This is a genomic window from Ellagibacter isourolithinifaciens, assembly GCF_008831035.1.
Lineage (GTDB): Bacteria > Actinomycetota > Coriobacteriia > Coriobacteriales > Eggerthellaceae > Ellagibacter > Ellagibacter isourolithinifaciens.
This window is the reverse complement of the sequence record NZ_WAJR01000013.1, coordinates 26,118-40,679: the sequence shown is the minus strand read 5'-3', so window position 1 is coordinate 40,679 and position 14,562 is coordinate 26,118. Positions and strand designations below refer to the sequence as shown.

Genomic DNA, 14,562 nt, shown 5'->3' with positions numbered 1-14,562 from the left:
TAGGCGTGGGTTCGAGCATTCAGGGGACCGATGCGCCGTCGCAGCGAATCTGGACGAAGGATTTTGCCCTCGCCACGACATCGCGGTTCTTCTACGGCGTTACTTTCATGCTCAACAACACCACCATGACGGCGTTTTGCATGAAAGCCTACGGCGTTGGAACGGGCGAGGCCGGCATGGCAGCCGGCGTTTTCGTCGTGGCGGCGCTGATCAGCCGTGTTTTTGCCGGCCGCTATGCCGATTTGGCGGGTAGAAGAACGGTTCTGTTGGCGAGCGGCGCGGTGTATTTCGCGCTGTCCTTGGCGTATTTCGCCCCGATGGGCTTCTCTGCGTTCGCGTTGATGCGCTTTCTTCACGGTCTGGCTTTCGGAGTGAACAACAACACCCTCACGGTGGTCGTCACGGAACATCTTCCCGACCGAAGATGGGGCGAGGCTTTGGGGTACTTTTCGCTCGCATCGACGCTCGCGAATGCGGTGGCTCCTTTTCTGGGCATCGCCCTTGTTCACGGCTCCCGTTTCATCGCTGTACTTGCGTTGAATGCCGTATGCTCGGCGCTCGCGTTTCTGGCAATTGCATGTATGCGGGTGAGAGGTCTAGAACTTTCGCCCGAACAGAAAGCCGAGTTGTTCAGCGGCTTCAAACTGCGGGATTTTTTCGAGCCTGCGGCGCTGTCCCTTTCGGCCTTGGCTATGGTGGCAACCTTGGCTTTCGGCAGCGTGAACTCGTTTCTCAGCGTGCACGCTGAGTCGTTGGGGCTCTCTTCATACGCGCCGTGGTTTTTCGTCATTTACGCTGTCGCCTTGATGCTTACGAGACCGCATGCGGGCAAGCTTCTCGATAGGGAAGGGGAAAACGCTGTCATCGGTCCTGCAGTTGTTTCGATGGCTTTGGGTTTCGCCGTTTTGGCTTTTTGCGCGGGAGGCGCGGCGTTTTTCGCCTCCGCCTGCCTGCTTGCCGTGGGTTTCGGGAATTTCTTTTCGAACGTGCAGGTCGTCACGGTCAAGGCCGTCGAGGCGCATCGCGTCGGGTTGGCTACTTCTACTTTCTACGCGCTTGCCGATTTCGGCCTTGGAATGGGCCCTATGGCGGCGGGGCTGCTCATTCCGCATGTTGGGTGCCGGGGAGTCTACCTTGTGTGCGCCGCTGTTTCGGCGGTTCTTTTGGCGGTCTACTGGGTATCGCACGGGCGTCGGGTTTGATGCGCTTGAGGTTCACCCTGCGACAAGCCTCCTTCAAAGTAGACCTCACAGTCGACTTTGATTCGGTTTGGTACTCATGAGATTCGAACGAATCATTCTGTTGCAGAATTCAGCCTCGGTTGTTGGACCGTTCCGAAAGGAAGCGCACGTATTTGAAAAGAACGAGCTCGGTCATGGCGCAGGCTAGCGCGTTCTCCACGGCTGAAAGCGCGAAAAGCGCTGGAGGAAGTGCCATTCCCGCAGGCGAAAGGAATGACATGCCGGAGGAGAGGGCCGTCGTTGCCACAACGAAGGGGAAGGTCATGGCGGCGTGCGAGGGGTGAAAGCCCGCCTTGACGCAGGCGGGCTCCTGCGCGAGGGCGCCGAAGTAGAGAGCCTGCGCAACCGCCAGAAAGACCGTCACGGCAACCGTGTTCGGGGTCTCCGTAACGGCAAGGTAGCCGACGAGCAGCAGGCTCGCCGGTGCTGCGCAGATGCACGCTGAAGCCCGTGTTGCTCCGGGCAATCCGTGCCTAACGATGCGAAGCGTAACCGGGACGGTCAGAGCCGCAAACGACATCGCGGAAAACGCCAAAATAACGGAGGCTTCGCCAGTTTGTGTGGGTAGATTTCAAGTGGCCTAAGCCCTTCCAGGCAGCTTTATCGGCAGGTTCGAGCAGCGCAGCATGGCGAGCGCTATGAGGTTGTCGATGTCGCGGAAGCCGCAGCCCATGCGCACCGTGAGCTCGACCTTGTTGTTGACGGCCTCGACGCGCGCGTTGGAGACGCCGAGCTCCACGGCCCTCGCGATCGCCTCCCTGCGGCGCCTGGCCCTCTTCGACAGCTCCTTGATTTCCTTGGTCCAGCTACGGCAGGCCCTGCTGAGCCACCTGTCGGGCTTTTCCGCGGCGGCGGCGCCGTCCGGCGGCTTGAACACGCCGCGCAGGTCCTCCTTGGGCAGGCAGGCGCTGTGCAGGCGCTTGTCCTCGCGCGCGATCTCGGCGAGCTTGCCCGACTGCGCCTCCGCGAGGTTCTCGGGGTTCTTGAGCAGCGCGTACTTGCCCATTTACTGTGGGGTTCCCTTTTCGAAACTCTCTCTCCCCAAGTATCAACCTACATCCCCGACGCGACAAAAAAAAAGAAACCCCGCCGCTCGGATGAGCGACGGGGTTTGCAACCGTGTATGTTCCAGAAGAAACTAGCGCTTCGAGAACTGCGGACGCTTACGAGCCTTCTTCAGGCCGTACTTCTTACGCTCGACCACACGAGAGTCGCGGGTGAGGTAGCCGGCCTTCTTGAGCTCGGCGCGATAGTCGCCGGCGTCGAGCAGAGCGCGGGAGATGCCGTGACGCAGAGCGCCGGCCTGACCCGAGATGCCGCCACCGTTGATGCGAGCGATCACGTCGAAGTGATCCATGGTGTCGGTCACCTTGAACGGGGTCTTCGCATAATCGAGAAGAGCCTCGCGGCCAAAGTACTCAGCACCCTCGCGACCATTGATGGTCACCTTGCCCGTGCCCGGGACGAGGCGCACGCGAGCAACGGCGTTCTTACGACGGCCAGTGCCGTAATACAGAGCTTCACCTGCCATGATTAACCCTCCATCTTGATCTCGCGGGGCTTCTGAGCCATATGAGGATGCTCAGGGCCAGCGTACACCTTCAACTTCATGCCCTGGGCACGACCCAGCGTGTTCTTCGGCAGCATGCCCTTAACAGCATGCTCAATCACGCGCTCAGGATGCTTCTCCATGGCTTCGGTGAAGGTTTCGGACTTGAGACCACCGGGAAAACCACTGTGGCGGTAATACTCTTTCGCTGCAGCCTTCGTGCCGGTAACGCGAATCTTGTCCGCGTTGATGATGATCACGAAGTCGCCCGTATCAACATGCGGGGTGTACTGCGGCTTGTGCTTGCCCTTGAGAATCTGTGCGGCCTTGGTGGCCACGCGGCCGAGAACCTGATCGGTTGCGTCGATCAGAAGCCATTCGCGCTCGACTTCGCCGGGCTTCGCATGATACGTCTTCACTTGCTTCCTCCAATAGATACTCTGTTCCTTGAACGAGCCGAGGGGCCCTTCCAAGGTGCGCTTGCGCGTTACCGCAAGCGGGTGTTTGTTTTCAAAAGTGCAGGTCAGCCAGATGCCGGTTTCCTACGCCGACGCGCATACCTCAGGCCTGGACTCCGTTGGCACAACGCTTCTGCCTTTACTGCTTTCACGGGGCTTTTGAAAGCGAACTTTTGCAGTCTACCTGGCTTGGCGAGGGGAAGTCAAGTCGGAATCGTCTTATTCATGGCCATCTGCAGAAAGTCTTCGGAAATCGGGAGTGAGAAAAGCGCCTCGCACCATCCGCTTTCCCGATTTCCGCGATAATGTGTTATCGCTGCTTCATATAATTGGGTGAACTGATTTTTTGCTAGGATAACGAGGAAGTTTCCATCAATCGGAAGGATGCGCCATGCCTATCAAGATTCCCGATTCGCTGCCGGCAACCGCGCAACTCGAAAAAGAGAACATCTTCGTCATGACCGAGCACCGCGCGCTGCACCAGGATATCCGCCCCTTGCGCGTTCTGCTCTTAAACCTCATGCCCACCAAAATCACCACCGAGACGCAGATCCTGCGAAAGCTCTCGAACACGCCGCTGCAGATCGAGGTGGAGCTCCTCCGCACGAAGAGCCACGTCGCGAAAAACGTCTCCGAAGAGCACTTGGAAACGTTCTACGTCTCCTTCGACGACGTGAAAGATGAGCATTTCGACGGCCTCATCATCACGGGCGCGCCCGTCGAGCTGCTCGATTTCCACGACGTCGATTACTGGGATGAGCTCACGCGCATCATGGACTGGTCGAAGACGAACGTCCATTCCACTCTGCATATCTGCTGGGGAGCCCAAGCGGGCATCTACTATCGCTACGGCGTCGAGAAGTACGAGCTCGACGAGAAGACGACCGGCGTGTTCGAGCACCGCGTCGTGAAGCCGTCTTCCCCCTGGGTGCGCGGATTCGACGACCGCTTTCGTGCACCCCATTCGCGCTACACCAACGTGCGAGCCGAGGACATCGAGGCAAACCCCAACTTGGAAATCATCGCCGAGTCGGACGAAGCCGGCGTCTACATGGCGAAAAGCACCGACAGCCGCAATTTCTTCGTGTTCGGCCACCCCGAATACGACCGCGAGACCCTGAATGTGGAATACGAGCGCGACTCGAAGACCCATCCGAATGCGCCGCTGCCCAAGCACTACTACCCCGACGACGACCCTACGCAGCCCGCAGAATCGACCTGGCGCGCGCACGCGCAGTTGCTCTACACCAACTGGCTGAACTACTATGTGTACCAAACGACACCGTATGAGATCGACGCGATTGGGCACGAGGAGGCAGCAGATGACGAATAGCGCTTCGGAAGACGAGCAGGGCCGGGCGCGAAAAACCGCCGAGGAGCTTCTTGCCGAGGCAGCGCGCAAACATGCTCCCGCGCATCGCGACCCTTGTATCCGAGCCGAGAGCGAAGACGACGACGGCTACGACCCCTATTCCGACCGACAGGAGACGAACCCCCTGTTCGAGCGCGATCCCTGGGCGTAGAAGCCCCCAATTGCAAGTCGCCCCCTATTCACGAACCGCACCATAAAAAGGCCGCTGCAGCATGAACTGAACTGCGCCGCAGCGGCCTTTTTCTCGCAAAGACAACCGGACCGACCCGAAGCCGCGCCGTCTCAGCGCGCGGCCGGATAGCCCCTAGCCGAGAGCGCCATCCGACGGCGCCCCCGGCCCTCGCGTCGCGCTGTCGGGATTGATGGTCATGCTCTCGAACCGATTCGCCATGAAATCGTTGTCGAAATACGTGGCGTAGAATTGTTCGATGGGCGTTTCGGGAACATGCCCCGACAGCCGTCCGTACCAGCAGTCGAGCGATTGCAGCGTCATGATGGCGTTCACGAGCATGAGCGCCGTGGCGATTGCGGTCACGGTATAGCGCAGCTTCCAGGGAATCAAGTTCACCACGTCGAGCATCTTCGGCAGGAGCGCCTTTATCCACAGCACGCCCAGCATGCCCCACATCGCCATGAACATGCCGTTCGTGCGGCCGTCAATAGAGAGGAATGTGCCCGTGTAATCCCAGGCCACCGCGCCGAACGCGGTTTCCATAAACCAGCTGACGAAGAACTCGAACGCACCGCCGATTACGGCGCTCACCAAAAAGATCACCGGCACCGGTTTGTCGTGGAAGCGGTTGAGCGCCATGGTCATGAGCACTGCGCCCACGCCGTAAATGGGCGAGAACGGCCCGAACAGCATGCCCGCGCGATCTTGGTACTCGCCGGGAACAACGATGACGAAGTGATATACCACCTCTATGATCAGGCCCAACACGCTACAGACCACGAAGATCCAGAACACGTTGAAGAAGTTGAGCGCGATATAGCCGCGCCCTGTCGAGTCCAAGCCGAGCGTTCCCTCCTCCGCCTGGTCGCGCGTCTCCATGTCGCGGAGCTTGCGCTGCAGCTCGCGCTCCTCGGAAAGCGACGGATCGACGTAGCCCGACACGAAGAACAGGAGCACGAGGATGACCAGCGTCGGCACGATATGGACATCGGTGCCGTTAAGCATGATGTTGCAGGCGAACGCCACCGCCGCAAACGCCATGAGGACCTCAGCGGTAAGCGCGGCATAGCGTCTTTTATTGCGGAGAAGGCGCACGCCCAGCAGGATGAACAACACCAACATAGCCGCTTGGGCAAGGACGAGAACCACCGTCACGGCAAGGGGCGTGAGCGCCTCTTCGGCAAGGCCGCCCGACTGCAAAAAATGTACGATGACGACAACCGCGAGAACACCGCTTGGGATGGAGACCGCCCCGCCCACGATGCACAGCACGCCAAACACCTTCAGCAGCAGGGGCATCTTCGGCTTCGGATCGCATGCGGTATCGATCGCGCCACCTTCGGCCACGACCATCTCTTCCCTTTCCCCATGCGCCATGATGCTCCCTTTTCGAACGCTGCCCGCTGAATGAACACTGCCGTCCATTATAGGGAATGGAGTCGCACGTTTTCCTACGGCATGGCAACCATTCAGGCAAATTCGATGAACTCGTCAGGGTCGAGATCGCGGAAGTCGCGCACCGCGCGCTCGGCAGACGCGGAAAGCTCCGCATAGGTTCCCGACAAATCGCAGTCGTACACCGCCAACGTATGGTACCCCGCCCGCTTGAGCGTACCGATCGCGTACAGTGCGTCTTCCACGCCCCACGTACGGGAAAGCTCGGTACCCATAAGCGAGCGCGCGCGGTCGTACACCGCGGGCTCGCGCTTCGGTTTCCCCACATCATCGACGGACACCACCGCGTCGAGCATCGGGAGGAACCCTGTATGGGAAAGCCCTGCGAGCAGATACGGCATCGGAGAGGAAGATGCCACGGACAGCCTGATGCCGCGCTCGAACAAGGAGCGCACGAACTCGAGCGCGCCCGGGCGAGCCGTCGCTCGGGTCGAGTAGAACTCCATCATGTACTCACCCACCATGCGCACGACCTCTTGAGGGGACGTGCCCAGCCCGAACTTCGTGTGGAAGAACTCGCCTGCCTCGGGGGTGGTCATCGTTGTCAGCCGGTCTTTGTCGGTTGGCGAGAGCTCGCCGCCCGCACGATGTGCGAACTCGCTTTCCATCTCGCGCCACACGCCCATGCTGTCGAGGAGCGTGCCGTCACAGTCGAATATCACGCCGATTGGAGCCTCGCTCGCCACCTCGCCGTCCTTTCGCCCATTTCCCTCTTTCCCCTAGAGCCTAGCAAGAAAGAAAGCTGCCCCGCGGTTCGAAGGCAAGCATTTGGGCGAATGGCGCGCGGACTAGCCCCAGTTGCCGAAAACGAAACGCTGCACGTCCTGGTTGACCATGATGGCGAAGAATCCCAAAAAGAGAATCATTCCCGCCGCGCTCATATAGCTCAGGGCGCGCGTCGACACGTTCTTGCGCGTGAGCTTCTGGAAGATCTCGATGACAAAACGGCCGCCGTCGAGGGGCGGGATCGGCAGCAGGTTCATGATGCCGAGCGAAACCGAGAGCATCGCCATGAAAAAGATGAACTCGAGAAGCCCCGCTTCAGCGTAGGTTTTCGACATGACGGCGATGCCGACCACCGACGTCGAGTTCGACACGACATCAGCCGCCGTTTGCGGATTGAACAGGCTTACCACCATCTGGACCACCGCGCCGATGTAGGCGAAGCCAACTTCCACCGAGCGCAAGGGCGACATGGTGATATGCGAGACCTCGCCCGTCTGCGAGTTCGTCATATCGACGCCTACGATGGAGTACACCACCACGAAGACCAAGACGGCGAACAGCAAGTTTACGGCGATTCCCGCAAGAAGGATGACCGTTCGCTTCCAGAAGGGAAGGCTTCGGTACTGCTGGCTGTATTCGCTTTCGAAAAGTGCGTGGGGGTCGTCGACCAGGCGCGGCTGTCCCAGCTCATAGGCGAGAGGAGCCGGCTGCCCCGCCGCCTCGGCGCGCTTAATCTGCCCCTTGGTGGGACGGGTGGCCATCGCGCGGTAGGTGTTGAACTTGTCCTTTTTCGTAGGACCCTGGATGCTTCCCCACTCCACCAACTCATCGAGGGCAGCAAGGGCGTCGTCGTTGGAGATGCCGCAATCTTGCGCGATATCCTCCATGTTTGCCGTCCCGCGCCGGTATATCGCCGCGAGCACGCTTTCCAGATGGGGACTCATCTCGCCCGGCTCCATCCCGCACACCTTCGCATAGCCGCCAAGGGGAACGCAGGTCACACCGAACTTCGTGCCCCATTTGGTGAAGCCGATGCCAGGCCCGGGAAAGCCGATCATGAACTCGGTCACGCGCACGCCAAGCGCGCGGGACGCCAGATAATGCCCGCCCTCGTGGATGAACACGAGGAAGCCGAGCAGGATCGAGACGTACAAAATCATAAGGACAATATCCATGCAAGCGACTCCTCGGAAGGCTTGAAGGGGTACGGGGCAGCAAGCTCCTCGCATACAAGGCGGGCGAAAGCGAGTCGCCGAATAACACGTTCAGCACCCATTATAGGAAAGCCGCGCCGACCAATGCGCCCAGCCCAGAAAACCTACACCCGTGCGCGGCTTTTGTTGCCGAACCATTGCCGGCTTCCTGGCAGATTTTTGCCAGGTTTTCGAGAATGCGCGACGAATTTGCGTCGGAGATATTCGAATCGCGGTGCAGTTTCAGCCGAGTTTGTAGGGATTGCCCACCGACTTTCAGGGGCCTCCGTGCAGATAACGCGCGATGAAACGGCAAGGTTGGTGCGTCCTCGCCGCCAGAACGCGACGCTATGCTCAGACTCCCCGGCGCAGTGAGCGCATTTCGCGAGAAAGGAGCACCATGAATAGCCAACTTTTCGAACTCAGCACGCAAGGAGGCCCCTATGGCTAGCGTAAGGAGGCTTCCTCAACCGATTGACCAGGTAAAACACAAGACAATCAACATCGCTCTGGCACTCGCCCTCGCAATCGGACTCGCCCCTGGCGCTGCGCTTTGCACACCTGGGGTCGCACAGGCGGCGAGCAAGGTTCCCATCGAATACATCCCCGAGGACTCGTTCACGCCAGAAGGATTCAACTGGGGCATCAGCTTTACCGACGTCGAAGCCGTGCGAGGGTTCACGAGCGAGCCGAATATCAAGCAATACTACCCTCGAGACTATGACGAGCTTGCTGCAACCGGCGATTCCGGATTCGCGGCGCGCATCGACCGCACGACGCCGAAGGGCAGCTTCGCGCTTCGCTACACCGGCGCAAGCTATGGCAACGACAAGGTCGACGCCGTTGTCACGCTTTCCAACTGGAATTACGTGGAGCCCGTCATGTCGAACGGCGCATCCGGCTGGGACGAATACGAAGAGCGGGCAGATTACGACACCTTCCAGCCCGGCGTATTCGTGAACAGCGGTTACCAGCGCACAGGGTCGCTCATCGAGAACCTGAATTTCTACACGGTGGGCTTGACCGATCTTGAGGTGAGCGTCGAGTTCTTCTATGCGGGAACCGACGATCCTTACGAGGTTAAAGGGCATATGACCTGCATCGATCTGGATGTGGGGCAAAAGTTCGGCTTCGGAGGCGCCGTCTCGCTCGCGCAGGTTGTCGACAAGAATGACTTCCTGTCCATCGACGAGGAGCAAAGCATCATCTCCTCGCCCGAATACCCATGCGGCGGCGTCGAAGACGAGCACGGCGCCATCAGCGCAGACCCGAACGACCCTCTCTACAAGCTCGGCCTGGTAGGAGCCTATTTCGACACCACCGGATCGCAGAAGGGAACCCCCATCGAGCTTTCCTTCGTATCGTCTTGGAAAGGGTCCTACTCGACGGCGCAATCGTTTTTCGCCATGACGAACGAGTTTCTCACCGCACCGAACCCCAACGACGACATCGTCGAAGACGGCAAGCTCGACGTGCGCAAGATCGCCGACAAGACCGAAGGGGTCTCGATCGGCGACGTAGTTGCCTACACCGTCGAGGTTCCCGTCCATGAGCGTGGCGTGACCTGCCGAAACGGCTACTCCTATACCGACTTCGAGATTATCGACGCGCTTCCCCGCGAGATGCGCTACGTCGACGGGAGCGGCTATCTCACCGACGGCGAGGGACAGCTAATCGAGAACGCGGGTGAGGTAGTCTACGCAGGCCAAAGCGACGAGGGCGAGGGCGAGAGAGGAAACGCCGTGAAGTTCGTGTTCTCGCAAAGCTACCTGCAGCATTCCATGCGCATGCAGGGCGAGACGTACCGCTTCGAGTTCAAGGCTGAGCTCACCGAGTACCCCGCCGACGGCGCGCTCTCCGTGTCAAACAGCGCCTACGCCCACGTCAATGACAAAGGAATCTATCCGAGCAACAGCGTCGAGACGACTCTCATCCCACCGAGACTCACCGTCGACAAAACCGCAGACGCCTACGAATACGAAGTAGGCGAGGTAGTCCGCTTCACCGCTTCCTTCGCGCAAAGCGAGAAAAACGCCCAGTGCCGCGAGGCCGTCTTCTCCGACAACCTTCCCGAAGGGCTTGAACTCATCCCGGAAACAGTGCAGGTCGCGGGTATTGAGAACCTTCCCACCCCGAGCATCGAAGACAACCGTTGGAGCTGCCAGCTCGACAAGTTCAACTATGGGGACACGCTCACCGTGAGCTTCGCCGCCATCGCCACCCAAGCGGGCAATGGCGCCGAGCAGGTAAACATCGCCACAGCCCGCGCGAACAACTGCGAGGAAGCGTCCGACTCCGCCGAGGTTTGGACGAACACGGCGAGCCTGTCCATCGAAAAGACCGCCGATCGCTACGAGCACTTCATCGGGGCATCCGAGCAAGATGCGGGGGCGCTTGTCTACACGATCGTCGTCGAGAACACGAAGGATGGCACCATTGCGAACAACGTGGTCGTAAGCGATGAGAGCCTTCCCGAGGGACTCAAGATCGGGCGGACGGACGCAGACGAGTTGATGGTCAACGTCTCGGGCGCCCCCGAGAGCGTTTCCTATCCGATAGGAGCCGAAGGGTCGACCCCCAGCCAGCTCGAGCGGCGGGAAGTCACCTGCACGACAAAGCCTGCGGGTACCGGATTCGCGACAACCGTAAGCCACCTTCCCGCAAATATGCCCGTCACCATCACCTGCACATGCTATCCCAAAGACTCCATCGCAGGATGGGAGATCGAGAACACGGCGACCGCGAGCGCCGACAATGCAACCAACGTGCGCGACAGTGCTTTGACCTGGCTGAACCAGCCAACCCTGCAGGTGGAGAAGGCCGCATCACAGGACACCTGCAACGTTGGCGACCTTGTGGCCTTCCACGTAAAGGTGACGAACAACACGCCGGGGACAATCGGGCGCAACCTGGTCATTTCCGACCTTTTGCAAGCGAAGGGAGTCGAATTGCAGCGAGACAGCATCAAGGTTTGGGATTCCGAGGGCAACGACATCACCGACAGCTGCGTGATCAGCACCAACGGGGAAAAGCCCTCTTTTACAATCGAGACGAATCGCAATCTCGTCAGCAACTCGCCCGAGCGCACGTTCTATCGCTTCGGCGAGAAGGCAGAGCAAGGCACGAACCCCCTTGGCGAGGAAGGCGAGACGACCGTGTCCGTCGACTACACCGTCGCCATCGCCGACGCCGCGCTCGCCGGATCGACCGTCGGCAACACCGCGATAGCCGCAACCGACGAACCCAACACGCAAACAAGCGGCGACGCGTCGATTACGGTGAAGGATGCGCAGCTCCAGGTCTCGAAGACCTCCGACAAGCAGCGCTACGAGGCGGGGGATGTTGCCCACTACACCGTCACCGTCACCCAAACCCGCAAGGGCTCGACCGCGCACAGCATTGCCTTCGCCGACTGCTTCGAAAGCGACGAGCTCGCCTCGATCGACGCCTCGTCCATCCTGGTGACCAGACCTGATGGCACGATCGTCGACAATCCTGACGTCACGCTGGAGAAAAACAGGGACGGCGCCGTCTTCGGCTTCTCCCTCCAACCGGGCATCGATTTGCACGACAGCGAGACCCTCATGGTTGAGTACTCGGCCAAACTCCCCGTCGCATCCGAGCACGTCATCAACCGCGCGCAGGCCAAAGCGAGCGACGCTGCCGCATCGAGCGCCGCGAACGACATCGAGGTGAGTGAACCCTTAGCGAACGCCTCACTTGAGAAGGAGGCAAGCGAGAAAACCGTGCAGGTGGGAGATTCGTTCACGTACACAATCACGGCCCGCGCGACCAACGGGACCTTGCGCGACGCCGTGATAACCGACAGCGGTCTCCCCTCGGGCATCGAGGTCGACTTCGCCAGCCTGAGCGCCATCGTGAACGGAAAGGCCATAGAGGAGCCCATCGTGCACCAGGAAGGGAGCTCGTTCGCGATCGAGCTCGGCACGATGGGGAAAGACGATGTTGCCGTGGTGTCGTTCAAGGCGAACGTCGCTGATGAGGGCCTTATCGGGCACAAGGTGGTAAACGGCGCGACGCTCACCTCACCCACCCTCGAGGGCGAGCGCACCGCTCAGGCAGTGGTGGACATCGTCGCACCCGCAGGCACGGCAAGCATCGAGAAGACGGCATCGGCGGAATCCGCCTTTGCAGGAGAAACGGTTTCCTACGCCCTATCGGTCGAGGTCGGCGAGACAGACCTCGAAGATGCGCTACTCGTGGACGAGGGGATGCCCGAAGGAGTCGCCATCGACTACGCCACGTTCGTAGCGACCGCAGACGGCAAGCGAATTGAACCCGACTTCGCAAGCAGGGACGCTCAGTCATTCGCCTTGAAACTCGGCAAGGTGAGCGCGGGGTCGAACGTTTCCGTCGAATACGAGGCACTTATCGAAGAGGGGTCCCTTGTTGGGTCGACCGTCGAAAACACCGCGACGATCGAGTCACCTACGTTAAGCGATAGGCCACACAGCACAGCGCGCGTTGTCGTCATCGAACGGCCCGCCTCCAAGGTCGACATCGAACTCGTGAAGAGCGTCGATAGGGAGAGCACAGCCGTTGGCGAGCGGATCGGCTTCACTATCGAAGCGACAGCAATCGGCGGCACAGTCGAGAGTGTGCTCGTCGCGGACACGAAGATGCCCAGCGGGGCCCCTATCGACTTCGACAGCATCCAGGTCGCAATCGACGGGAAACCAGTCGATGCCGCCCTCGAAAGCGATGGCAACACGTTCTCCGCGCTCATCGGGACGCTCGAAAAGGGAAGCACCGCAACGATTACCTTCGCCGCCGACATCGCCGACGAGGCGCTGGCGGGAACGAAGTTCTCGAACAGGGCAGTGCTCACCTCGCCCAGCCTTGAAGATGCGCGCATCGCCCACGCCATCGTGAACGTCGACGAAGGCGCGCAGCCCATCGTCGATTCAGGCGGCAGCACCACAAGGGGTAAGGGCTTGGGAAAAACCGGCGATGAGCTTATGGGTTTCGCGCTGAAAATGATCCCTGCGCTCATGGTCTCGGCGGGAGCGATCGGCATCGGAGCTGGAGCGCTTGCGCTCCGCAAGAGAAAGGCAGGTAGACGCTAGGGGACGAAACGCACGGGAGGCCGACGGCAAAATCCGTCGGCCTCCCGAATAAAACGATGAAGCTCCAGGCTAGCGTATATGCCTCTCAGCTTCTGCACGCGCCCAAGCGTCCAGCGCCTGAAGCTGCTCGATGCTCTCCACTTTCTGCACGCCCTGCGATTCGTGCTCGGACATCACGGCCTCGACGCATTCCGCAATGCCCAGATAGCTTCCCCGTTCGGACAAGAAGGCGGCGACAGCTATCTCGTTCGCAGCGTTCATCACGCAGGGAAGGGTTCCGCCCACCGAGCCCGCATGACGAGCAAGCGCAAGGCAGCGGAACGTTTTCTCATCGGGAGCGGCAAACTCCAAAGATCCCAGCGTCCGGAAGTCGAGCGGTGCGACCGGAGCCTCCCATCGATCAGGGTACGACAGCGCGAACTGGATAGGGATACGCATGTCGGTCGTCCCCAGGTGCGCCTTCACGCTGCCGTCGGCGTATTCGACCATGGAATGGATGGCGCTTTGCGGCTGCACGACGACTTCGATCTTGTCGTAGGGCATGTTGAACAAATGATGCGCCTCGATGACCTCGAGCCCCTTGTTCATGAGCGTGGAGGAGTCGATCGAGATTTTGGCACCCATATGCCAGGTCGGATGCTTCAACGCCTGAGCAGGCGTGATGTCACGCAAATCGTCGCGCGTGCGACCTCGGAACGGCCCGCCCGATGCGGTGACCCACAGCTTGGCAACCTCGCGCTCGTTCTCGCCGAGCAGGCACTGATAGATTGCCCCGTGCTCGGAGTCGATCGGCATGAGCGCGCCCGCCGGCCCCACCGCGGGAGCAGTCCCCGATGCCCTGCGCGCCTCATCAACCTGCGCTGCAAGCGGCATGATCAAGTCGCCACCGACAACGAGGCTCTCCTTGTTCGCGAGCGCCAAGACCTTACCAGCCTTGAGCGTCTCGTAGCTTGCACGCAGACCCGCAGCACCCACAAGCGCATTCACGACCACGTCAGCCTCGGATAATCGGACCAAGTCGACCACGGCACTCATCCCAAAACCGAGCGAGCCGTCTTCTCCAAAGGATTTCGCAAACGTGGCAAGATTTAGGGCGCTTTCGCCCGCAGCAACATCTTCGCTGCCCACGGCAAGGTGACCGACGCCGAACTCCTTCGCCTGCGCAAGCATATCCTGGGCGCGCGTGTTCACGGCAAGCCCCACGATCTTAAGCTTATCGGGATGCTGACGCACCACGTCGAGCGTTTGCGTGCCGATCGACCCCGTCGATCCCAAAACAACGATACGCCTCATGAAAGCACCTTTCTTG

General features: G+C 60.2%; 13 protein-coding genes. 4 read left to right on the top strand and 9 right to left on the bottom strand.

What is annotated here, in order from left to right; all coding sequences use genetic code 11:
- The first annotated feature begins 5 nt into the window (after positions 1–5).
- Positions 6–1,202, top strand: coding sequence for an MFS transporter (locus F8C90_RS06490; protein ID WP_158049684.1), 1,197 nt, complete (start codon positions 6–8; stop codon positions 1,200–1,202).
- Between the two features lie 109 nt (positions 1,203–1,311).
- Here F8C90_RS06490 and F8C90_RS06485 read toward each other — a convergent pair whose 3' ends face one another.
- The 4 genes from F8C90_RS06485 to rplM form a co-directional block, all read right to left on the bottom strand.
- Positions 1,312–1,707, bottom strand: coding sequence for a TDT family transporter (locus F8C90_RS06485; RefSeq protein WP_158049682.1), 396 nt, complete (start codon positions 1,705–1,707; stop codon positions 1,312–1,314).
- A gap of 114 nt (positions 1,708–1,821) precedes the next feature.
- Positions 1,822–2,247: a transposase gene (locus F8C90_RS06480; protein WP_158049681.1), complete on the bottom strand. Its 426-nt coding sequence runs from the start codon at positions 2,245–2,247 to the stop codon at positions 1,822–1,824.
- 132 nt (positions 2,248–2,379) lie between these two features.
- Positions 2,380–2,772 carry a 30S ribosomal protein S9 gene (gene rpsI / locus F8C90_RS06475; RefSeq protein ID WP_158049679.1) on the bottom strand — a complete coding sequence of 131 codons (393 nt, stop codon included), beginning with the start codon at positions 2,770–2,772 and terminating at the stop codon, positions 2,380–2,382.
- Positions 2,773–2,774: 2 nt separating this feature from the next.
- Complete coding sequence (gene rplM / locus F8C90_RS06470; RefSeq protein ID WP_158049677.1) at positions 2,775–3,209, bottom strand: 50S ribosomal protein L13; 435 nt, start codon at positions 3,207–3,209, stop codon at positions 2,775–2,777.
- A 430-nt stretch (positions 3,210–3,639) separates the two neighbouring features.
- Between rplM and metA the strand changes: the two genes are divergently transcribed.
- Both metA and F8C90_RS06460 read left to right on the top strand, forming a co-directional pair.
- Positions 3,640–4,581 carry a homoserine O-acetyltransferase MetA gene (gene metA, locus F8C90_RS06465; protein WP_158049676.1) on the top strand — a complete coding sequence of 314 codons (942 nt, stop codon included), beginning with the start codon at positions 3,640–3,642 and terminating at the stop codon, positions 4,579–4,581.
- Positions 4,571–4,771 carry a hypothetical protein gene (locus tag F8C90_RS06460; RefSeq protein WP_158049674.1) on the top strand — a complete coding sequence of 67 codons (201 nt, stop codon included), beginning with the start codon at positions 4,571–4,573 and terminating at the stop codon, positions 4,769–4,771. The genes metA and F8C90_RS06460 overlap by 11 nt, the downstream gene beginning before the upstream one ends.
- Before the next feature lie 153 nt (positions 4,772–4,924).
- On the opposite strand, the gene F8C90_RS06455 is transcribed toward F8C90_RS06460, so the two are convergent.
- The 4 genes from F8C90_RS06455 to F8C90_RS11145 form a co-directional block, all read right to left on the bottom strand.
- Positions 4,925–6,169, bottom strand: a complete 1,245-nt coding sequence (locus F8C90_RS06455) for a putative ABC transporter permease (protein ID WP_158049673.1) — start codon at positions 6,167–6,169, stop codon at positions 4,925–4,927.
- A gap of 92 nt (positions 6,170–6,261) precedes the next feature.
- Positions 6,262–6,933: an HAD family hydrolase gene (locus F8C90_RS06450; RefSeq protein WP_246155829.1), complete on the bottom strand. Its 672-nt coding sequence runs from the start codon at positions 6,931–6,933 to the stop codon at positions 6,262–6,264.
- 102 nt (positions 6,934–7,035) lie between these two features.
- Positions 7,036–8,148: a site-2 protease family protein gene (locus F8C90_RS06445; protein ID WP_158049671.1), complete on the bottom strand. Its 1,113-nt coding sequence runs from the start codon at positions 8,146–8,148 to the stop codon at positions 7,036–7,038.
- A 100-nt stretch (positions 8,149–8,248) separates the two neighbouring features.
- Entirely contained in the window at positions 8,249–8,599 is a 351-nt protein-coding gene (locus tag F8C90_RS11145) for a hypothetical protein (RefSeq protein ID WP_211361049.1), read from the bottom strand.
- Positions 8,600–8,609: 10 nt separating this feature from the next.
- Between F8C90_RS11145 and F8C90_RS06440 the strand changes: the two genes are divergently transcribed.
- Positions 8,610–13,253 carry an isopeptide-forming domain-containing fimbrial protein gene (locus F8C90_RS06440; RefSeq protein ID WP_158049669.1) on the top strand — a complete coding sequence of 1,548 codons (4,644 nt, stop codon included), beginning with the start codon at positions 8,610–8,612 and terminating at the stop codon, positions 13,251–13,253.
- 69 nt (positions 13,254–13,322) lie between these two features.
- On the opposite strand, the gene dxr is transcribed toward F8C90_RS06440, so the two are convergent.
- Complete coding sequence (dxr, locus tag F8C90_RS06435) at positions 13,323–14,546, bottom strand: 1-deoxy-D-xylulose-5-phosphate reductoisomerase (RefSeq protein ID WP_158049658.1); 1,224 nt, start codon at positions 14,544–14,546, stop codon at positions 13,323–13,325.
- Between the last annotated feature and the right edge of the window lie 16 nt (positions 14,547–14,562).

Bases quoted from the DNA above. Each gene is read 5' to 3' on its own strand.
- F8C90_RS06480 (WP_158049681.1), bottom strand. From the start codon at position 2,247: ATGGGCAAGTACGCGCTGCTCAAGAACCCCGAGAACCTCGCGGAGGCG.
- rpsI (WP_158049679.1), bottom strand. From the start codon at position 2,772: ATGGCAGGTGAAGCTCTGTATTACGGCACTGGCCGTCGTAAGAACGCC.
- metA (WP_158049676.1), top strand. From the start codon at position 3,640: ATGCCTATCAAGATTCCCGATTCGCTGCCGGCAACCGCGCAACTCGAA.
- F8C90_RS06460 (WP_158049674.1), top strand. From the start codon at position 4,571: ATGACGAATAGCGCTTCGGAAGACGAGCAGGGCCGGGCGCGAAAAACC.
- F8C90_RS06455 (WP_158049673.1), bottom strand. From the start codon at position 6,169: ATGGCGCATGGGGAAAGGGAAGAGATGGTCGTGGCCGAAGGTGGCGCG.
- F8C90_RS06445 (WP_158049671.1), bottom strand. From the start codon at position 8,148: ATGGATATTGTCCTTATGATTTTGTACGTCTCGATCCTGCTCGGCTTC.
- F8C90_RS06440 (WP_158049669.1), top strand. From the start codon at position 8,610: ATGGCTAGCGTAAGGAGGCTTCCTCAACCGATTGACCAGGTAAAACAC.
- dxr (WP_158049658.1), bottom strand. From the start codon at position 14,546: ATGAGGCGTATCGTTGTTTTGGGATCGACGGGGTCGATCGGCACGCAA.